The organism is Leifsonia sp. Root1293 (assembly GCF_001425325.1).
Classification (GTDB): Bacteria; Actinomycetota; Actinomycetes; order Actinomycetales; family Microbacteriaceae; genus Orlajensenia.
In genome coordinates, this window is sequence record NZ_LMEH01000002.1 from 430,647 (window position 1) to 449,327 (window position 18,681).

The window sequence follows — 18,681 nt, forward strand, 5'->3', positions numbered from 1 at the left end:
CCTGGACGGCGGGAATGGCGACGAAGACGGGCGACTCGGTGGCGGTGTGGTCGGGTGGGTCAGGCGCCCCAGGACAGCTGGGTGCCGCCGGCGCGGTCCTCGGCGATCCTCTGCTGGTAGCCGGATGCCGCATAGGCGGCCATCGGGTCGCCGGCGAGCCCGCGGCTCTCACGCCAGGCGGCGAGGTCGGGGCGCACATCCGTGTAGAAGGCGTCCATGAGGATGCCGTTGGCGCCGAGCACGTCGTGCGCCTCCTGGGCTGCGGTGAGCGCGGCGCTGTCGACGAGCAGGGCCCGCGCCGTCATCTCCTGCACGTTCAGCACCGAGCGGATCTGGCCGGGGATCTTGTCCTCGACGTTGTGGCACTGGTCGAGCATGAACGCCACGGGGGAGTCGGCGCCGTACCCGCCGCCGCGCACGACCTCGTAGATGATGCGGAACAGCTGGAACGGGTCTGCCGCTCCCACGATCAGGTCGTCGTCGGCGTAGAAGCGCGAGTTGAAGTCGAAGGAGCCGAGCTTGCCGAGGCGCAGCAGCTGCATCACGATGAACTCGATGTTCGTGCCCGGCGCGTGGTGCCCGGTGTCGAGGCAGACCATCGCCTTGTCGCCGAGGGTGGCGACCTGGGCGTAGCTGGTTCCCCAGTCGGGAACATCCGTGTGGTAGAAAGCCGGCTCGAAGAACTTGTACTCCAGCACCAGGCGGTGCTCGTCGGCGAGGCGGTCGTAGATCTGGTGGAGCGAGTCGTTGAGGCGGTCCTGGCGGCCGCGGAGGTCGCCCTGGCCCGGGTAGTTGGTGCCGTCGGCGAGCCAGATCTTCAGATCCTGCGACCCCGTCGCGTGCATGATGTCGATGCAGTCGAAGTGGTGGTCGATCGCCTTCTGGCGGATGGCGGGGTCGACGTGGGTGAGCGAGCCGAACTTGTAGTCGTTGTCCTGGAAGGTGTTGGAGTTGATCGTGCCGAGCGCGACGCCCTGGTCCTCGGCGAAGGCGCGCAGGGCCGCGTAGTCGTCGACCTTGTCCCACGGGATGTGCAGCGCCACCTTCGGGGCGAGCGCCGTGTACCTGTTGACCGTCGCGGCGTCGGCGATCTTCTCCTCGGGCGTGCGCGGGGTGCCCGGCGTCGTGAACACCTTGAAGCGGGTGCCGGAGTTGCCGAACGCCCACGACGGCAGTTCGATCGCCTGCTGCTCGAGCAGGGCGAGGGTGTCTGGGGAGAGGCTCACGAGTGGTTCCTTTCGAACGAGCTGTCGGCATCGGATGCCGCTGAGAGTTGGGTCTCGAGGTTGAAGATCTCGAGGAGTCTGGGTGCTGCCTGGTCTGGGCGACCGTCGAGCTGCACGAAGAAGTCGGCCATCGCCGCCTCCCATGCGCCGGTGCGCGGGTCGGCCTCGAGGGCGGCCTGCGCCGCGTCGTCGTCGTCGGTCTCGTAGTAGCCGATGAGGAGGCCGTCGTCGCGGAGGAACAGCGAGTAGTTGCGGCGGCCGGCGTCGGCGATGGCCTGCAGCATCTCGGGCCAGACGTGGGCATGACGCTCGCGGTACTCGTCGAGCTTCGCCGGCTGCACCTGCAGCTGGAAGCAGACGCGCGTCGGTGTCGCCGTGTCGTCCTGGCTCATCGTCGAGATCCGATCGTGAAGGTAATGAATCGTTTCAATAGTACTGGTGAAGCTGCCTCCGGGCAAGGCCGCTGATGGCGAAGGTCCCGGGGAGAAGGAGGAGGTGGGGATGCCACGACGGAGCGTGGCATCCCCGAGGCGACTAGAAGTCGAAGTCGCCGATGTTGTCCTTGTTGAACTTGTAGGGCTCTCCGAGGAGCACGGTGCCGTCGGCGCCGACCTCGAAGTCGCCCAGGTCGCCGGCCGTGAAGGAGTCGCCTTCCTTGCCGGTGATGTCACCCTCGATGAGGGCCTTGGTCGCGAACGCGGCGAGGTAGCCGAGGTCGGCGGGGTTCCACAGCGCGAACTCAGTGACGGTGCCGTCCTCGACGAAGTCCCGCATCTGGTTCGGGGTTCCGAGGCCGGTGAGTGCGACCTTGCCCTTGAAGTCCGAGGTCGAGAGGTAGCGCGCGGCAGCCGCGATGCCGACGGTCGTGGGCGAGATGATGCCCTTGAGGTCGGGGTAGGTCTGCAGAAGCGCTGCGGTCTTGTCGAACGACGTCTGGTCGTCGTCATCGCCGTAGACGGTGTCGACGAGCTTGATGTCGGGGTGATCGGAGGCCAGCAGCGACTTCATCGTCTCGATCCAGGCGTTCTGGTTCGTGGCGTTGGCGCTCGCAGACAGGATGGCGACCTCGCCGGCGTCGCCGATCTGGTCGGCGATCATGTCGACCTGCACCTTGGCGATGCCGTCGGCCGTGGCCTGGTTGATGAAGATGTCGCGGCACTCGGGGTTGGTGTCCGAGTCGAAGGTGACGACCTTGATGCCGGCGTCGCGGGCCTCGTTGAGGGCGTCGCAGATGGCCTTGGGGTCGTTCGCCGAGACGACGATGCCGCCGACGCCCTGCTGGGTGAGGGTGTTGATGTAGCTGACCTGGGCGTCGGGCGACGCCTCGGCCGGGCCGACTTCGGCGTAGGTGCCGCCGAACGACTCGATGGCCTTCTGGCCTCCCTTGTCGGAGGTGTCGAAGTAGGCGTTTCCGAGGTTCTTGGGCAGGAACGTGATGGCCAGGTTGGCGTCGCCGCCTCCGCTGCCCTCGGTCGAGCCTCCGCCCGAGCCTCCGCTCGAGCAGCCTGTCGCGACGAGGGCCACGGTCACGGCGAGGGCCGCGATCGCACCGAGGCGGGTGCGCTTGGTGGGGAATGACATCTTTGTGCTTCCTTTCGGTTGTGGGCAGTGCGGTGAAGCGAATTCGGAAGAGAGTGTGCTGCGCCTACGAGGTGGCTGTGCGCGGCGGTGGCTTCCGGATCCCCCCTGGCTTCTGGCGTCTCTTCTGCAGCCAGGTCAGGAAGCTTGTGGACACCACCGAGAGCACGAGAAGCACTCCGGTGATGATGTTGATGACGTCGGAGGTGACGTTGGCCAGGCGCAGGGCGCTCGCGAGCACTCCGATGAGGAGAACGCCGGCGATGACGCCGTGCAGGGCGCCGCGTCCGCCGAAGATGCTCACGCCACCCAGCAGCACCGCGGCGATGACCTGGAGCTCGAGGCCTGTCGCATTGTCGCCGCGGGCACTCCCGAAGCGCAGCGTGTAGTACAGCCCGGCGAAGGCCGAGACCGCGCCGGACAGCACGAACAGGATGAGCTTGGTGCGGTTCACGTGCACGCCCGAGAAGGTCGCCGCCTCCGAGCTCTGGCCGATGGCGAAGACCCCACGGCCGAACGGCGTGAAGTGCAGCAGCACGGCGAAGATGGCGGCCAGGATGATGAAGGGGATGACGATGGCCGGGATACCGGTGTCGGCGATCTTCGACTTGGCGAGGTCGGTCCAGAACTCGGGGAAGTCGGTGACGGCCGTGGTGCCGAGCAGGCCGACCGCGAGACCACGGTAGAGCGCCAGCGTTCCGATCGTCACCGCGAGCGACGGCAGCCCGACGACGGTGACGAGGAATCCGTTGAGGGCGCCGCCGAGGGCGCCGACCACGATGGCCACGAGCGCCGCGAGCTCGATCGGCATCCCGCCCTGGGTCAGGGTGCCGAGCAGCACGCTGGCGAGGCCCACGATGCTGGCGACGGAGAGGTCGATCTCGCCGGTGATGATGATCAGCGTCATCGGCAGGGCGATGAGCAGGATCGGCGCCACGTCGAGCAGCAGATAGGTCATCGTGATGGGGCTGCCGAAGTTGCGCACCATCCCGGAGGCGACGAGGATCACGATGATGAGCGCGCCGATGACGGCGGCTTCGCGACTCACGAGGATGCGTCGCCAGAGCGGATGCCCGTAGTTGCGATAGCTGCGGGGTGCCGAGGCGGCGGCCGGAGTGGCCGGCGCTGTGTCGAGGCTGGTCATTCGGATTCCTCCCTCGCTTCCAGGAGCTTGCGTGATTGTCGGAGGGAGAGCAGGCGGTCCAGAACGATGGCGCCGATGATGAGGGCACCGACGACGGCACGCTGCCAGAAGTCCTGCACCCCGAGGATCGGAAGCGCCCGGTTGATGGTGAGCAGCAGGACGGCGCCGATGGCAGCGCCCCACACCGTGCCGGATCCGCCGAAGATGGCGACGCCGCCGATGACGGCCGCTCCCACGGCGTCGAGCTCGAAGCCCACGCCGGCCTGGGAGTTGACCGTTCCGTACCGCGCGGCGTAGAGCACGCCGGCGAGTCCGGCGAGGGCGCCCGAGGTGATGAAGGCGGTGAGGATGCGGCGGGTCACGCGCAGTCCGTAGAGCTCGGCGGCATCCGGGTCCGATCCGATGGCGTAGAACTCGCGGCCTCCGCGGATGTTCTTCATGTACCAGGCCGCCACGATGAGCACCACAAGGGCGATGATCGTGAGGATCGGGATGGTGAGGATGGAGTTGGTCCCGAGCGCGAGGAACGCCTTGGGGAAGTCGGAGGCGTTGATGCGATCGCTGCCGGTCCAGAGCACGTTGATGCCGCGATAGGCGTAGAGCGTTCCGAGCGTGATCACCAGAGCCGGCACTCGCGCGAAGGCGACCAGGGCGCCGTTGATGAGGCCGAGCAGCCCGCCGAAGATGATGCAGAGCAGGAACACCACCGGGATCGGAATGCCCGGCAGGTCGATGAAGAGACGGCCGCTGAGGTATGCGGAGAGCCCGAGCACCGAGCCGACCGACAGGTCGACGCTGCGCGTGATGATCACGATGGCCTGGCCGACGGCGACGAGCACGAGGATCGACGGCGTGAGCAGCAGGTCGCGCCAGCCGTCCGGGCTGAAGAGGAAGTTGGGGTTCTTGGCCGTCGTCACGATGACGACGAGCGCGAGGGCGAGGAAGATGCCGAATTCGCGGGCCTTGAGCAGGCTGCCGGCGCTGCTCACGACGCGGTTGGGCTTCTTCGCGGTGGGGGCGACGGTGGTCACGAGTGCTGCTCCGATGCGTGGGTGGCTGCGAACATGACCGACTCGCTGGTGGCGTCGGCCCGGTCGATCTCTGCGGTGATGCGGCCCTCTCGCATGACGAGGACGCGGTCGGCCATGCCGAGCACCTCCGGCAGCTCCGACGAGATCATCAGGATGGCGAGGCCGCGGCCGGCGAGCTCCGACAGGAGCCGGTGAACCTCGGCCTTGGTGCCGACATCGATGCCACGGGTGGGCTCGTCGATGATGAGGACCCGAGGATCCGTGGCGAGCCACTTGCCGAGCACGACCTTCTGCTGGTTTCCACCGCTCAGTGTTCCGGCGAGGGTGTCGAGCGCACTGGTCTTGACCTCGAGCCGGCTCGCCCAGATCTGCGCAGCGGCATTCTCCATTCCCGCGGTGAGGATGCCGGCCTTGACAAGCTGGCGGCGGATGGCCATGGTGATGTTGCCGGAGACCGACGCGTCGAGGAAGAGTCCCTGCTTGCGGCGATCCTCGGGCACCAGGGCGAGGCCCAGGCGCATGGCTGCCGTCGGATTGCGCTTGGGAACCGGGACGCCGCCGATGCTGGTGCTGCCGCTGTCGTAGGAGTCGACGCCGAAGATGGCACGGGCCACCTCGCTGCGGCCGGCACCCACCAGACCGGCGAGCCCGACGATCTCGCCCGAGCGCACGGTGAAGCTGATGTCGCTGAAGACTCCCGCCGAGTGGAGTCCGTCGACCACGAGCACGGGGTCGCCGATCTCGGCGACCTCCTTGGGGAACAGGTCGCCGACGTCGCGGCCGACCATGCGCCGCACGATCTCCTCGACGCTGGTGTCGACGATGGCGTCCGTGGAGATGTACTCGCCGTCGCGCATGACGGTGACGGTGTCGCAGAGCGCGAAGACCTCGTCGAAGCGGTGCGAGATGAACAACAGGGCGCGACCCTCGTCGCGGAGGCTTCTGGCGACCGCGAACAGGCGGTCGACCTCGACACCCGACAGTGCGGCGGTCGGCTCGTCCATGACGAGCACGCTGGCGTCGAGTGAGATGGCCTTGGCGATCTCGATGATCTGCTGGTCGGCGATGGAGAGCCCCTCGGCCGGGCGGTCGGGGTCGATGCGCACGCCCAGACGCTTGAACAGCGCGACGACCTCGGTGCGCATCGCCTTCCGGTCGATGCGGCCGAAGCGTCCTGTCGGCTGTCGCCCCATGAACACGTTCTCGGTGACCGACAGGTCGGGGAAGAGGGTGGGCTCCTGGTAGATCACGGCGATCCCGGATGCCTTCGACTGAGCCGTCGATGTGAAGTCGACGGACTGGCCGTCGAGCTCGAAATCGCCGGTGTCGCGCTGATACAGCCCGGCGATGATCTTCACGAGCGTCGACTTGCCTGCGCCGTTCTCGCCGACGAGCGCGTGGATGGAATTGCGCTGCAGCGTGAGGGAGGCCGATCGGAGTGCGACGACGGCGCCGAACGCCTTTCCGACGTCGCGGAGCACGAGGGCATCGGTGGGCGTCTGATCTCGCGACACCATCGGCATCATCTCCTCATTGAGTTGAACCGTTTCAATACGGCACAAGGGAACAATAGGACGATCCCGGTGTCGTGGTCAAGTCGTGACCCCTGCGCGCCGATGAATCGTTACAGTGGCGTGTACGGGTCGCCTCGCCGTGGAGCGTCGGCGACAGGTACGCGCCCGCATCGTCAGTGTCGTCAGGGGGATCCATGTCAGCGAGTGTCCGCGACGTCGCGGCGGCGGCATCCGTCTCGGTCGGCACAGTGTCGAACGTGCTCAATCATCCCGACAAGGTCGCTGCCGAGACCGTGGCGAGGGTGCAGGCCGCCATCGAGAAGCTCGGCTTCGTGCGCAACGACGCCGCCCGGCAGTTGCGGGCCGGCAAGAGCCGCAGCATCGGCATGGTCGTGCTCGATGTGGGCAACCCGTTCTTCACCGACGTCGCTCGGGGAGCAGAGGACCGCGCCGCAGAAGACGGCTTCACCCTCCTGCTCGGCAACAGCGACGAGAAGCTGGCCCGCGAAGGGTCCTACCTCGACCTGTTCGAGGAGCAGCGGGTGCACGGCATCCTGATCACCCCCGTCGGAGAGGACCTTGCTCGGCTGGGACGAGTGCAGGCGAATGGAACGCCGGCGGTGCTCGTCGACCGAGAGGCCGATCGGGCCGAGTTCTCGTCCGTGTCCGTCGACGACGTGGCCGGGGGCTACCTCGCGGTGCGGCACCTCATCGAGCAGGGCAAGCGGCGCATCGCGTTCGTGGGAGGCCCGCACGGCCTGCGGCAGGTGCGCGATCGCCTCGCGGGTGCGCGCAAGGCCGTGACGGAGACCCCAGGCGTTCAGCTCGAGCTCATCGACACCGACTCGCTCTCCGTGCTCCAGGGCAGAGCAGCAGGCGAGGCGCTGCGTTCCCGTGAGGCCGTGCACCGGCCGGACGGCGTCTTCGCCGCCAACGACCTGCTCGCGATGGGCGTGCTGCAGGCGCTGCACATGCTGGGCGACATCCGCATCCCCGATGACATCGCCCTGATCGGCTACGACGACATCGGCTTCGCGGCGGCCGCCGTGGTGCCGCTGTCGTCGATCCGCCAGCCGGCCGCCCTCATCGGGTACACGGCCGTCGACCTCATGCTGCGCGAGGCCGCCGGCGCCGCCGGCTTCGAGCGCGAACATGTGGTGTTCCAGCCCGAGCTCGTGGTGCGTCAGTCGACGAGCGGCGTCTGAGCCGAGTTCACCGGCCGCCCGCTCGCCGCCCGCGGACTCACCTCCGTCGTGTACGAGTCAGCGGATTCGGCCGCTCGGCGCGCAGCAGAGCCCGCCCAGTCCGGCGCCTGCAGCCGGCGGAGGCTGACGAACTCCGCTGACTCGTACGCGCTGGAGTCGCGGCCCAGGGTCCGGGATGCGGGTGCGACGACGGGCGCGCGACTCAGTTCGTGCGCGGCAGCGGTCCCGTGCGGGTGTGCCCGTGCGCCTGCGCGTCGCGTGGCGGCAGCTTCGGCAGCGGGATGGGCGAGGTGAGTGCCAGTTCGTCGGAGAAGTCCTCGGGCAGCGGATGCCGCGAGGTCGCCTGGTCGGCATCCGCCGCACCGGGCAGTGTCACGCGATCCCCGACGGCGATGGCGTCGGCCGATTCCGCCGAGGCCACGGAGAAGCGCCAGCGCGTCTGCGGAACACGCACGAGCCGCACGCCGCGAGCGAAGAACATCCAGCACGCGCCGATGACGAATCCGGTGGTGGCGGCGATGGCGGCGACTCCGAGACCCCAGCGCGGCCCGAAGGCGTCGGCCACCCAGCCGATGACGGGTGCGCCGATGAGCGTGCCGCCCATGAGCAGTGCCATGTAGAGCGCGAGCACACGGCCGCGCAGTTCACCCGGCACCGTCGTCTGCACATAGCCGTTGGCCGTGGTGAGCAGCGTGACGGTGCCGAAGCCGATGAAGATGAGCGACACGGCGAAGGTCGCGTAGCTGGGCATGAGCGCTGCGGTCAGGGCCGCGAGGCCGAAGAAGCCGGTGGCCGCGATCACCACCCGCAGGCGCGCCCGCGACCGGCGCGCCGAGAGCAGCGCCGCCGTCAGGGATCCGATCGCGAGGATCGACGAGAGCAGGCCGTACTCGCCGGCGCCCTCACCGAACTCCACGGCCATGGTCGAGGCGAAGATCGGGAAGTTCATGCCGAACGCGCTCACCAGGAAGACGATCACGAACACGACCTTCAGATCGGGGCGCGTCGCCACGTACCTGAAGCCCTGCACGAACTGGCCGCGGGCGCGCTTGATCTTCGGATGCAGCCTCAACTCGTCGCGTCGCAGCATGGCGAGGGCGGCGAGCATGGCGATGAAGGTGAACGCGTTCACGATGAACACCCAGCCGGAACCGATCACGACGATGAGCAGGCCGGCGACGGCCGGGCCGATGAGGCGGGCCGTGTTGAAGGATGCGGCGTTCAGTGCGACGGCGTTGGACGTGTTCTGGCCGGAGACCAGGTCGCTCACGAAGCTCTGGCGAGCCGGTGCATCGAAGGCGTTGGTGATGCCGAGCGCCAGTGCGAAGGCGTAGAGGTGCCACAGCTCGGCGTGACCGCCGAGCAGGAGCACACCGAGGCCGACGGCCAGTAGCATGAGCACGGTCTGCGTGACGAAGAGGATGCGGCGGCGGTCGAAACGGTCGGCAACGAGGCCGGTGAACGGCACCAGCACGAGCTGCGGCCCGAACTGGAGTGCCATCGTGAAGCCGACGGCGACGGCGCTGTTCTGGGTGAGCTGGGTGAGCACGACCCAGTCCTGCGTCATCGACTGCATCCATCCGCCGATGTTGGAGACGAGGGCGCCGACGAACCAGATTCTGTAGTTGTAGGTCGAGAGGGAACGGAACATCGCTCTCACTGGGTGGCGAGCCTCCCCATTAGGTCGGCGGCACGCGCGAGCAGGTCGCGTTCGTCGGCAGTGAGCGCACGCATGCGCTCCGTGAGCCAGGCGTCGCGCTTGGACACGGTCGCCGTGACGAGGTCGCTTCCGGATGCCGTGAGACTGATGTTCGTCTTGCGCCGATCGACTGAGTCCTCGGCGCGGGCGAGGTAGCCGGCCTCCTCGAGGCAGTTGACCGTGCGGTTCATCGACGGCGCCGACACGCGCTCGCGCTCGGCCAGGGCAGACAACGTGTGCGCACCGTGGATCGAGAGCGTCGCGAGCACGGCGAACTGCGCATCGGACACGGAGTCGTCGCTCTTCTGGGCGCGCAGGCGCCTGGCCAGCCGGAACGTCGACATCCGCAGGAGGGAGCTCTGCTGGGGAATGGTCATGGTATTACTTAGCTTAGCTCATTAGTGTTGCTAAGTAATCGTCGTTCGCTGAGGGCCGAGTGCGCTTCGACCGCGGACTGCGTCCGGGCGTCAGGGAGCGGGTCCGTGCGGGGCTCAGCGAGCGGGTACGGGCTGAGCGAACGGGTACGGGCGTCAGCGACCGCGCTTGCGCAGAGCGCGCAGCGCGCCCGTCGACCACAGCGCCCACAGCACCAGGAGAGGCTGGAAGACGAGGCGGATGCCGCGAGCCGTGTCGGTGTCCAGGCCGAAGGCATCCGTTCTGGTGACGTACTGCGAGATGTTGCCCGGAAAGACGGCGACGAAGAAGGCGGCGACGATCCAGCCGACGGCGACGCGTCTGCGGCCCAGCACGAGGAGGGCGCCGCCGAGCGTGATCTCGACGACGCCGGAGGCCAGCACCACGAAGTCCTTGTCTGCGGGAACCCAGTCGGGCACCTGCGCCTGGAAGTCGTCGCGCGCGAAGGTGAGGTGGCTGATTCCGGCGAACAGCAGCGCGGCGCCGAGCGCGATGCGCCCGAAAAGCTGCGGCGTGGTCGACGCACGCGGGGTCGTGGTGAGTGACGTGACGAAGCGAGACGCGAGCGTGGGTGCCATCTCCCCATCCTCACACCGCCGGACCGGGGGATGGCGGTCTTGTACCGTTCTGGTCATGAGCACACCGAACAGACGGGGCGTCGCCGTCATCACCGGAGTCGGACGGCGGCGGTCGATCGGAGCCGGCCTGGCGCTCGCGCTGGCCGAGGACGGCTGGGACCTCGCGCTCAGTCACTGGCGTCCCTACGACGACCGTGTCGGGTTGGAGCGGCTTCCCGACGACCCCGAGGTGATCGCCGAGGAGTGCCGCTCGCTCGGCGCCGCCGTCGAGCTCCTCCCCGGAGACCTGAGCGACCCGGCCACCCCCGGCGAGCTGCTCGCTGCTGCCCGGAGGATGGGGCCGGTCACCGGACTCGTCATGTCGCACTGCGAATCCGTCGACAGCTCCATCCTGACGACGGACCTGGAGAGCTGGGATCGCCACTTCGCCGTCAACGCCAGAGCGACGTGGCTTCTGATCAAGGCGTTCGCCGAGGAGCTTCCGGCTTCGGTCGCGCCGGGGAAGGTCGGGGGACGGGTCGTCGCCCTCACCAGCGATCACACCGTGAACAACCTGCCCTACGGCGCCAGCAAGGGCGCGCTCGACCGCATCGTCACAGCTGCAGCCGTCGAACTCGCCGACCGGGGAGTGCGTGCGAACGTCATCAACCCGGGACCGATCGACACCGGCTGGATGACGGACGAGGTGCGGGCGTGGGGCGTCGAGGCGACGCCGGCCGGGCGTCTCGGCACGCCGAAGGACACGGCCGATCTGGTGCGCTTCCTGTTCTCGGATGCCGGCTCGTGGATGAACGGACAGATCCTGTTCAGCAACGGCGGGTTCGCAGTCGGCTGACTCGGCTGTCGCGTCCGCCCGACGGGCGGCATCCGTTCGTCGGATTCACCGCCGAAAGCGGGCGGACGCGTGTCGGAAACACGCCCGTAACCGTGCGCTGGAATGCTCGGCCCATGGTGAACCTGTTCGAAGGTTACGGATCCGCGACGATCAAGCGGCGCGGCGCGTCCCCCTGGGACGAGATGTTCCCGGCCATCGGAGACGGGACCTCGGTGCGCGAGGCCTACACCGACATCCACTCGGCGCTCGCCCGCATGACGCAGGAGGAGCTGCGCGGTCGCACCGAGTCGTTGGCCAGCTCCTACCTCGCCCAGGGTGTCACCTTCGACTTCGCCGGCGAGGAACGCCCGTTCCCGCTGGATGCCGTTCCCCGCGTCATCGACGGCGCGGATTGGGCCGTCGTCGAGAAGGGCGTTCAACAACGCGTGCGGGCCCTCGAGGCCTTCCTCTCCGACGCCTACGGAGCCCAGGCGGCCGTGCGCGACGGCGTCATTCCAGCGGCCCTCATCTCGAGCTCCACCCATTTCCACCGCCAGGCTGCAGGCATCGTCGCCGCGAACGGCGTGCGCATCCAGGTGTCGGGCATCGACCTCATCCGCGACGAGAACGGCGCCTGGCGCGTCCTCGAGGACAACGTGCGCGTGCCGAGCGGCGTGAGCTACGTGATCTCGAATCGCCGAGTCATGGCGCAGACCCTGCCCGAGCTGTTCAGTTCGATGCACGTCCGCCCCGTCGGCGACTACCCCAATCGCCTGCTCTCGGCGCTGCGCGCCAGTGCCCCGGAGGGCGTCGACGATCCCGTGATCGTGGTGCTCACCCCCGGCGTCTACAACTCGGCCTACTTCGAGCACACTCTGCTGGCCCGCCTCATGGGCGTCGAGCTCGTCGAAGGCCGTGACCTGTTCTGCTCCGGTGGCCGCGTCTGGATGCGCACGACGTCGGGTCCGACCCGCGTCGACGTCATCTACCGCCGTGTCGACGACGAGTTCATCGACCCGCAGCAGTTCTACCCCGACTCCGTGCTCGGCTCACCGGGCATCCTGCTGGCCGCGCGATTGGGTAACGTCACCATCGCCAACGCCGTGGGCAACGGCGTCGCCGACGACAAGCTCGTCTACACCTACGTGCCCGACCTCATCCGCTATTACCTGGGCGAGGAGCCGGTGCTCCCGAACGTCGACACCTGGCGCCTCGAGGATCCGGGTGCACTCGAGGAAGTCCTCGACCGCCTCGACGAGCTCGTGGTGAAGCCCGTCGACGGCTCGGGCGGCAAGGGGCTGGTCGTCGGACCCGACGCGAGTCGCGCCGAGCTCGACACCCTGCGTTCGCAGCTGATCGCCGACCCCCGCGGCTGGATCGCGCAGCCCGTGGTGCAGCTGTCGACCATTCCGACGCTGGTCGACGACGGCATGCGCCCGCGTCACGCCGACCTCAGGCCGTTCGCGGTCAACGACGGGGAGAACGTCTGGGTGCTCCCGGGCGGCCTCACCCGCGTTGCGCTGCCCGAGGGTCAGCTCGTCGTCAACTCCTCGCAGGGCGGCGGCTCGAAGGACACCTGGGTCACCGGACGCATCGGCACTCCCCGGGGAACGGATGCCGCGAGCCTGGTGTCCGATCAGGCGGCCCTGCCGAGCGCTCCGGTGATCTACGACTCCATGCCGGCTGCCGCCACCTCTCCGCAGGACAACGGTGAAGTGCGCCAGCAGCAGGAGCAACAGCAACAGCAACAGCAACAGCAGGAGCAACAGCAACAGCAACAGCCACCCTCGCTCGCTGAGGGCCGGACGAAGTCGGCGATCGAAGCGCTCCAGCGGCAGGAGACCCTCTCATGCTGAGTCGCATCGCCGAGTCGCTGTTCTGGATCGGGCGCTACCTCGAGCGGGCCGACGGCACCGCCCGAATCCTCGACGTGCACCTTCAGCTGCTGCTCGAGGACCCCTGGATCGACGAGGACACGGCCTGCCGATCGCTCATCGCGCTCATGGGCGGCGAGGGCAATCCCGACGTGCAGCTGACCCGCAAGGACGTCCTGGCCCTGCTGGCCGTCGATCGCGACAACTCGGCGTCGATCGCCTACTCGCTGAGCTCCGCCCGGGAGAACGCGCGCCGCGCCCGCGAGATCATCTCGACCGAACTGTGGGAGTGCCTGAACACCACCCACGCCCGCATGCCGCGACGGGTGGCCGGCGACAAGGCCCACGAGTTCTTCCGCTGGGTGCGCGAGCGCACGGCCCTGGCGATCGGCGTCACCGAGACGTCGACCAGCCACGACGACGCCTGGTTGTTCTTCTCCCTCGGCCGCACGATCGAGCGGGCCGACATGACCGCGCGCCTGCTCGCCACCAGGTCGCTCACCGAGGCGAGCGGGCCGAGCTGGACCACGATCCTGCGCAGCTGCGGCGCCTTCGAGGCCTATCTGCGCAGCTACCGCGGCATGCCATCTGCCCGCAACGCCGCCGAGTTCCTGCTGCTCGATCGGCTGTTCCCCCGCTCGGTCATGTTCTCCCTGAGTCGTGCCGAGGAGTATCTCGTGGCGCTCGATCCGACGAGCAGCCGCCTCGGAGTGCGTGAGGAGTCGCAGCGTGTGCTCGGGCAGATCCGTGCCGAGCTGGAGTTCAGGCCGATCAGCGAGATCATCTCCGACCTTCCCGGCCATATGGAAGAGTTCCAGGTGGCGACGGCCTCGGCCAGCGAGGCGATCAGACAGCGATACTTCCCGACGAGCGCCGTTCCCGTCTGGATCGGAGAGAACTCATGAGCCGTCTGCGCATAGTCCACCGAACCGGATTCTCGTACTCGCGTGCGGCGACCGCCTCCTACAACGAGGCACGGATGCTGCCCTGGCACGGCAGCGGCCAGTTCGTGCTGTCGAGCGAACTGCACATCGACCCGGTGGCGCACCAGCACTCCTACATCGACTACTGGGGCACGCGCGTCAGCACCTTCGACGTGCTGACGCCTCACACCGAGTTGTCCGTCACCGCGACGAGCCTGGTCGACGTGGCTCCGATCGCTCTCACCGGCACCCGGCTGGGCTGGGAGGAGCTCGCCGATGTGCGCGAGACCGCCAGTGTCTTCGTCGAGCAGCTCCGACAGACCGAGGCGACGCAGCCGCCCGATGACGTGGCCGCGCTCGCCGCCGAGATCGTCTCCCGCGGTCTCGACCCCCACGACGCCGCCCTCGAGATCTGTCGCGCCATCGGCGACGGCATCCAGTACGTTCCCGGATCCACCCGGGTGAGCTCCACCGCGCGAGAGTCGTGGGAGCAGGGCAAGGGCGTCTGCCAGGACATCGCCCACATCGCCCTCGGCGCGCTCCGCTCCGTCGGCATCCCGGCGCGCTACGTGTCCGGCTACCTGCATCCGAAGCGCGAAGCGGCCATCGGCGAGACCGTCATCGGCGAGTCCCACGCGTGGGTCGAGTGGTTCAGCGGCGACTGGGTGGGCTACGACCCCACGAACCAGATCGAGATCGGCGACAGGCACGTGCTCGTCGGGCGCGGTCGTTCCTACTCGGATGTCTCTCCGCTTCGGGGCGTCTACGCCGGCCCGAGCGCCTCGAAGCTGTTCGTGCGCGTCGAGATCACGCGCGAGGCGTAGCTCCCGGCGTCACTCGGCGGTGACGACTCCGAGGAACGCGATCGTCGAGTCCAGAGCGGCCTGCGCCGCCGGGAAGTCGAGGTGGAACTGGTACTCGTGGGGCAGTGCCGGCTCCTCGTCCTTCGGATAGAAGACCGTCGTCACATCGACGCCGAGTCCGGTCAGCTTCGCGGCCAGCGGCTTGGACTGCGCATCCGTCAGCGGATCACTGTTGCCGCCCGAGATCCAGGTGGTCGGGAAGTCGCCGGTGACGTACTCGATGGTCGACATGTCCCGCGCGCCCGGTGTCGCAGACCAGTCCTTCTCGCCGAGGTACGACCACAGTGCCACTCGGAACCCCCAGCCGCCGATGCCGGGGGCGTCGGGGATGCCGTGCACGTCGTAGATGCCGCAGTTCAGGATGACGGCACGCACCTGGGCGGGGGTGAGCGACGGCGTGATGCCGACCTTCGTCGCGTAGTCGGGGCTGGTCACGAGGGTGGCGAGCTGGGAGGTGAACTGGGAGCCCGCGGAGTCGCCTGCCAGCACGATCCGGGTGGGATCGATGCCGTACTCGTCGGCGTGCTCCACCAGGAAGCCGAGTGCGTCATTGAGCTGGTTCAACGCGGTCGGGAAGGTCACCTCGGGGGAGATGGAGTAGTTGAGGCCGACGGTGGTGTAGCCGGCCGCCGCGATCATCCGGAGGTAGGGAGCGACATCGCGCTTGTCGCCCGAGATCCACGCCCCGCCGTGGATCCAGACCACCGTGGGAAGCGGATCCGTCGCCCCGTCGGGGGAGAAGACGTCCAGCGTGGTCTCTGCACCCGCATCGCCGTAGGAGATGTCCCGGTGCGCGCGCACCCCGCTCGTCGGTGCATAGGGTTCCATCTCGGCGACGGTGTCCCTGGCGCCCTTCTCGAAGAGCGACCGGATCAGCATGGCGCTGGGCCACGGGTTGACCGCCGCGACGACGACCGCGATCATCACGATCGAGAGACCGCCCAGGATCACCCCCGTCACGATGTCTCCGGTCCGACGTCGACGGGGTTCGCTGGGCATTCCCCGACCCTATCGGCGTGCGTGTCGTCGAGGCGGCGGATGCCGCATGCTGCGCACGCGTCGGGCGCATGCGATCGCCGCATCCGTGTCATACCCTGAGCCCATGAGCAGCGCAGCCCGCACCTTCACCGACAGCCACGGCATCCGCATCCACTTCGACGTGCACGACGTGCCGCAGCCGAAGGCGATCGTGCAGCTCGTGCACGGGGTCGGCGAGCACGCCGGTCGCTACCGTCACGTCGCCCAGGCGCTGAACGACGCGGGCTACACGGTCTACGCCGACGACCACCGAGGCCATGGTCGAACCGGCATGGAGCAGCATGGCGGAGACGTCGCCATGCTCGGCAGGCTCGGCCCCGGTGGCCTTCGCGCAACCGTGGCGGCGGTGCACCAGCTCACCGAGCTCATCCGCGAGGAGAACCCCGAGACTCCGGTCGTGCTCCTCGGCCACTCGTGGGGCTCCCTCATGGCCCAGATCATCCTGAATTCATCGGCCGCCGACTACGCCGCCGCCATTCTCACCGGCACCGGGTACCGGATGCCGGGATCCGTCAACAGCGGCGACCTCAACCGTCGCCATAAGAACCTCGGAACGACGGGCATGGAGTGGCTCAGCCGCGATGTGGAGGTGCAGCAGGCCTTCCTCGACGACCCGCTCACCACCTCCGTTCCCATCGCGAAGCTCTTCGGACTGGTGGATGGCGTACGTCTGTACGGTCGCCCGGCGCCCGACCTGCCCGACATCCCCGTGCTCATCCAGGTGGGCGGCGACGACAGCGTCGGTGGCGAGAAGAGTGCGCTCAAGCTGGTCGATGCGTACCACCGCCGCTCCGGGCTCACCGACGTCACCCTCATCGTCTACCCCGAGGCTCGCCATGAGATCTTCAACGAGCTGAACCGCGCCGACGTTCTCGCCGACACGACGGCCTGGCTCGACGAGCATCTCGGCTAGCCCCTTCGCACAGCGCTGATCCGCAGACCCTCACTGACCGGCGTCAGACCGCGGTGGCGCGGAACGGCGGCGACCCCTTGACGGGGGTCATGGATTGCGGCACTCTGGGAGACGCGGCACCCGTGAGAGCGCTCTCACAACGGGGTACACCTCGCGCCGCACGCATGACGCACCACCCTGCACGGTCCACAAGGATGTCGACCGAGGTCGACGATGACCCCCTGGGAGTCCTCAGCATGATGAAGAAGAACACCCGCCTCGGGATGCGGATCGCTGCCGTCGCGGCGATCGCGACCCTGGCGACGCTCGGCCTCACGGCCACTCCTGCCGCGGCAGCCAATGACGTGCTCGGCCCCGGCAGCGCTCTCTACGTCGATCCGCACTCGACGACCCTCGAGGCGGCGTCCGGCCTGTCCGGCCAGGCGCGAACCGACGCCCAACTGCTCGGCAGCTTCCCCTCGGCGACCTGGCTCACCAAGGGCACTCCGGCGCAGGCGCAGGCGGCGGCAGCCGAGGTGACCTCGGCCGCGGCTGCATCCGGTGCCGTGCCCACCGTCGTGGTCTACAACCTGCCGTACCGCGACTGCGCCCAGTACTCGGCGGGCGGAGCTCTCGACACGGCAGCCTACGAGGCGTGGGTCGACGCGGTGGCGGCGGGTATCGGCGACGCCAAGGCGGCGATCATCCTGGAGCCTGACGGCCTCGGCATCATTCCGTGGCACACCGATATCAACGGCAACCTCGAGTGGTGCCAGCCGCCGGACCTCGACCCGGCGACGGCCGCATCCGACCGCTTCGAGCAGGTCAACCACGCCGTCGACGTGCTCACGGCCCTGCCCAACACCGCTGTCTACCTCGACGGCACCCACAGCGGCTGGCTGGGCGTCGGGGACATCTCGCAGCGCCTCATCGCCGGCGGCGTCGAGAAGGCTGACGGCTTCTTCCTGAACGCCTCCAACTACGTGCAGACCGAGCGCCTCGCCAAGTACGGCACCTGGATCTCGGACTGCATCAACCTCAGCGTCAACAGCTGGTATGAGCCGAGCTACTGCGGCAGTCAGTACTACCCGGCCAGCCCCGACGACTTCTCGACCTGGGGACTGACGGATGCCGCCTACGCGCAGGCCTACGCCGACACCGGACTCACCCCCGACCCCGCCGCGCAGGCGCACTTCGTCATCGACACCAGCCGGAACGGCGTCGGCCCCTGGACGGCGCCGGCTGGCTGGCAGGGCGACGCCGAGGTCTGGTGCAACCCGCCGGACCGCGGCGCCGGAGTCCGTCCGACGACGGACACCGGGAACGCGATCATCGACGCCTACCTCTGGATCAAGGTTCCCGGCGAGTCCGACGGGCAGTGCTATCGCGGCACTGCCGGCCCGCTCGATCCCGTTCGCGGCATGGAGGACCCGGCCGCCGGCCAGTGGTTCGTGGAGCAGGCGCGCGAACTGATCGCCAACGCCGTACCGGCCTTCCCGGCTCCGAGCTGCCAGGTCTCGTACTCGGCCACGAAGTCGCTGTTCGGCCTGTTCGGTGCCGAGCTGCGCATCCGTAACACGAGTGCGGCCCCCATCACGGGCTGGACGCTGAAGTGGAACTTCGCCGGCTCCGAGAGGGTCGTGAAGCTCATCGGCGGCAAGGTCACCCAGGTGGGCGATGCCGTCACCGTGAAGAACTCCTCGGCCACCGCGAAGATCAAGCCGGGCGCCTGGGTGCCTGTCGCCTTCGTGGGCTCGCATGCGAAGCAGCGAGTCGAGCCGTGGCTGTTCACGCTGAACGGACGGGCCTGCGCCTCTGACTGATCGCCGACGGCCGCTCCGCCCGGTGCCCGAGGGCCGGGCGAGCGGTTGCCCGAAGCGCACGACGG

17 protein-coding genes are annotated in these 18,681 nt (G+C 68.5%); 7 read left to right on the top strand and 10 right to left on the bottom strand.

Going from position 1 to position 18,681, the window contains the following annotated elements; translation table 11 throughout:
• Positions 1-59 precede the first annotated feature (59 nt).
• From rhaI to ASC59_RS13890, 6 genes are all read right to left on the bottom strand, one after another.
• Positions 60-1,226: an L-rhamnose isomerase gene (gene rhaI / locus ASC59_RS13865; protein WP_200942408.1), complete on the bottom strand. Its 1,167-nt coding sequence runs from the start codon at positions 1,224-1,226 to the stop codon at positions 60-62.
• Positions 1,223-1,618, bottom strand: coding sequence for an L-rhamnose mutarotase (locus tag ASC59_RS13870; protein ID WP_055824244.1), 396 nt, complete (start codon positions 1,616-1,618; stop codon positions 1,223-1,225). Before ASC59_RS13870 ends, rhaI begins: the two co-directional genes overlap by 4 nt.
• Positions 1,619-1,760: 142 nt before the next feature.
• Entirely contained in the window at positions 1,761-2,807 is a 1,047-nt protein-coding gene (rhaS, locus tag ASC59_RS13875) for a rhamnose ABC transporter substrate-binding protein (RefSeq protein ID WP_055824247.1), read from the bottom strand.
• A gap of 64 nt (positions 2,808-2,871) precedes the next feature.
• A complete protein-coding gene (locus tag ASC59_RS13880) occupies positions 2,872-3,948 on the bottom strand; it encodes an ABC transporter permease (RefSeq protein ID WP_055824250.1) in 1,077 nt (358 codons plus the stop codon).
• Entirely contained in the window at positions 3,945-4,979 is a 1,035-nt protein-coding gene (locus ASC59_RS13885) for an ABC transporter permease (protein ID WP_055824253.1), read from the bottom strand. The genes ASC59_RS13880 and ASC59_RS13885 overlap by 4 nt, the downstream gene beginning before the upstream one ends.
• On the bottom strand, positions 4,976-6,496 hold the full coding sequence (locus ASC59_RS13890; RefSeq protein WP_157488150.1) for a sugar ABC transporter ATP-binding protein: 1,521 nt from the start codon (positions 6,494-6,496) through the stop codon (positions 4,976-4,978). The genes ASC59_RS13885 and ASC59_RS13890 overlap by 4 nt, the downstream gene beginning before the upstream one ends.
• 191 nt (positions 6,497-6,687) lie before the next feature.
• Here ASC59_RS13890 and ASC59_RS13895 point away from each other — a divergent pair, with 191 nt between their 5' ends.
• The gene (locus ASC59_RS13895) at positions 6,688-7,698 is read left to right on the top strand and encodes a LacI family DNA-binding transcriptional regulator (protein ID WP_055824256.1); all 1,011 of its coding nucleotides are present in this window, start codon (positions 6,688-6,690) and stop codon (positions 7,696-7,698) included.
• Positions 7,699-7,900: 202 nt separating this feature from the next.
• Here ASC59_RS13895 and ASC59_RS13900 read toward each other — a convergent pair whose 3' ends face one another.
• The 3 genes from ASC59_RS13900 to ASC59_RS13910 all read right to left on the bottom strand — a co-directional run bounded on the left by ASC59_RS13900 (position 7,901) and on the right by ASC59_RS13910 (position 10,389).
• Positions 7,901-9,349, bottom strand: a complete 1,449-nt coding sequence (locus ASC59_RS13900) for an MFS transporter (RefSeq protein ID WP_055824260.1) — start codon at positions 9,347-9,349, stop codon at positions 7,901-7,903.
• Between the two features lie 5 nt (positions 9,350-9,354).
• A complete protein-coding gene (locus ASC59_RS13905) occupies positions 9,355-9,774 on the bottom strand; it encodes a MarR family winged helix-turn-helix transcriptional regulator (protein WP_055824262.1) in 420 nt (139 codons plus the stop codon).
• A gap of 153 nt (positions 9,775-9,927) precedes the next feature.
• On the bottom strand, positions 9,928-10,389 hold the full coding sequence (locus tag ASC59_RS13910; protein ID WP_055824265.1) for a DoxX family protein: 462 nt from the start codon (positions 10,387-10,389) through the stop codon (positions 9,928-9,930).
• A 55-nt stretch (positions 10,390-10,444) separates the two neighbouring features.
• Between ASC59_RS13910 and ASC59_RS13915 the strand changes: the two genes are divergently transcribed.
• The 4 genes from ASC59_RS13915 (at position 10,445) to ASC59_RS13930 (ending at position 14,824) form a co-directional block, all read left to right on the top strand.
• Complete coding sequence (locus ASC59_RS13915; RefSeq protein WP_055824268.1) at positions 10,445-11,224, top strand: SDR family oxidoreductase; 780 nt, start codon at positions 10,445-10,447, stop codon at positions 11,222-11,224.
• A gap of 113 nt (positions 11,225-11,337) precedes the next feature.
• Positions 11,338-13,059, top strand: a complete 1,722-nt coding sequence (locus ASC59_RS13920; RefSeq protein ID WP_082513694.1) for a circularly permuted type 2 ATP-grasp protein — start codon at positions 11,338-11,340, stop codon at positions 13,057-13,059.
• Complete coding sequence (locus ASC59_RS13925) at positions 13,053-13,982, top strand: alpha-E domain-containing protein (protein ID WP_055824271.1); 930 nt, start codon at positions 13,053-13,055, stop codon at positions 13,980-13,982. The genes ASC59_RS13920 and ASC59_RS13925 overlap by 7 nt, the downstream gene beginning before the upstream one ends.
• Positions 13,979-14,824 (top strand): transglutaminase family protein, encoded by an 846-nt coding sequence (locus ASC59_RS13930; RefSeq protein WP_055824274.1) that lies wholly within the window; start codon positions 13,979-13,981, stop codon positions 14,822-14,824. Before ASC59_RS13925 ends, ASC59_RS13930 begins: the two co-directional genes overlap by 4 nt.
• 9 nt (positions 14,825-14,833) lie before the next feature.
• Here the strand turns inward: ASC59_RS13930 and ASC59_RS13935 are convergent, their stop codons facing one another.
• Positions 14,834-15,862 carry an alpha/beta hydrolase gene (locus ASC59_RS13935; RefSeq protein WP_055824277.1) on the bottom strand — a complete coding sequence of 343 codons (1,029 nt, stop codon included), beginning with the start codon at positions 15,860-15,862 and terminating at the stop codon, positions 14,834-14,836.
• A gap of 103 nt (positions 15,863-15,965) precedes the next feature.
• Between ASC59_RS13935 and ASC59_RS13940 the strand changes: the two genes are divergently transcribed.
• Both ASC59_RS13940 and ASC59_RS13945 read left to right on the top strand, forming a co-directional pair.
• Positions 15,966-16,814: an alpha/beta fold hydrolase gene (locus ASC59_RS13940; RefSeq protein WP_055825579.1), complete on the top strand. Its 849-nt coding sequence runs from the start codon at positions 15,966-15,968 to the stop codon at positions 16,812-16,814.
• A 236-nt stretch (positions 16,815-17,050) separates the two neighbouring features.
• On the top strand, positions 17,051-18,616 hold the full coding sequence (locus tag ASC59_RS13945) for a glycoside hydrolase family 6 protein (RefSeq protein ID WP_162243189.1): 1,566 nt from the start codon (positions 17,051-17,053) through the stop codon (positions 18,614-18,616).
• Positions 18,617-18,681 lie beyond the last annotated feature (65 nt).

Excerpts from the sequence above, each read along its gene's own strand:
- ASC59_RS13870 (WP_055824244.1), bottom strand. The coding sequence starts at position 1,618 with ATGAGCCAGGACGACACGGCGACACCGACGCGCGTCTGCTTCCAGCTG.
- ASC59_RS13930 (WP_055824274.1), top strand. The coding sequence starts at position 13,979 with ATGAGCCGTCTGCGCATAGTCCACCGAACCGGATTCTCGTACTCGCGT.
- ASC59_RS13940 (WP_055825579.1), top strand. The coding sequence starts at position 15,966 with ATGAGCAGCGCAGCCCGCACCTTCACCGACAGCCACGGCATCCGCATC.
- ASC59_RS13945 (WP_162243189.1), top strand. The coding sequence starts at position 17,051 with ATGATGAAGAAGAACACCCGCCTCGGGATGCGGATCGCTGCCGTCGCG.
- ASC59_RS13905 (WP_055824262.1), bottom strand. The coding sequence starts at position 9,774 with ATGACCATTCCCCAGCAGAGCTCCCTCCTGCGGATGTCGACGTTCCGG.
- ASC59_RS13895 (WP_055824256.1), top strand. The coding sequence starts at position 6,688 with ATGTCAGCGAGTGTCCGCGACGTCGCGGCGGCGGCATCCGTCTCGGTC.
- ASC59_RS13920 (WP_082513694.1), top strand. The coding sequence starts at position 11,338 with ATGGTGAACCTGTTCGAAGGTTACGGATCCGCGACGATCAAGCGGCGC.
- ASC59_RS13910 (WP_055824265.1), bottom strand. The coding sequence starts at position 10,389 with ATGGCACCCACGCTCGCGTCTCGCTTCGTCACGTCACTCACCACGACC.
- ASC59_RS13880 (WP_055824250.1), bottom strand. The coding sequence starts at position 3,948 with ATGACCAGCCTCGACACAGCGCCGGCCACTCCGGCCGCCGCCTCGGCA.
- rhaS (WP_055824247.1), bottom strand. The coding sequence starts at position 2,807 with ATGTCATTCCCCACCAAGCGCACCCGCCTCGGTGCGATCGCGGCCCTC.
- ASC59_RS13890 (WP_157488150.1), bottom strand. The coding sequence starts at position 6,496 with ATGGTGTCGCGAGATCAGACGCCCACCGATGCCCTCGTGCTCCGCGAC.
- ASC59_RS13915 (WP_055824268.1), top strand. The coding sequence starts at position 10,445 with ATGAGCACACCGAACAGACGGGGCGTCGCCGTCATCACCGGAGTCGGA.
- ASC59_RS13900 (WP_055824260.1), bottom strand. The coding sequence starts at position 9,349 with ATGTTCCGTTCCCTCTCGACCTACAACTACAGAATCTGGTTCGTCGGC.
- ASC59_RS13935 (WP_055824277.1), bottom strand. The coding sequence starts at position 15,862 with ATGCCCAGCGAACCCCGTCGACGTCGGACCGGAGACATCGTGACGGGG.
- ASC59_RS13925 (WP_055824271.1), top strand. The coding sequence starts at position 13,053 with ATGCTGAGTCGCATCGCCGAGTCGCTGTTCTGGATCGGGCGCTACCTC.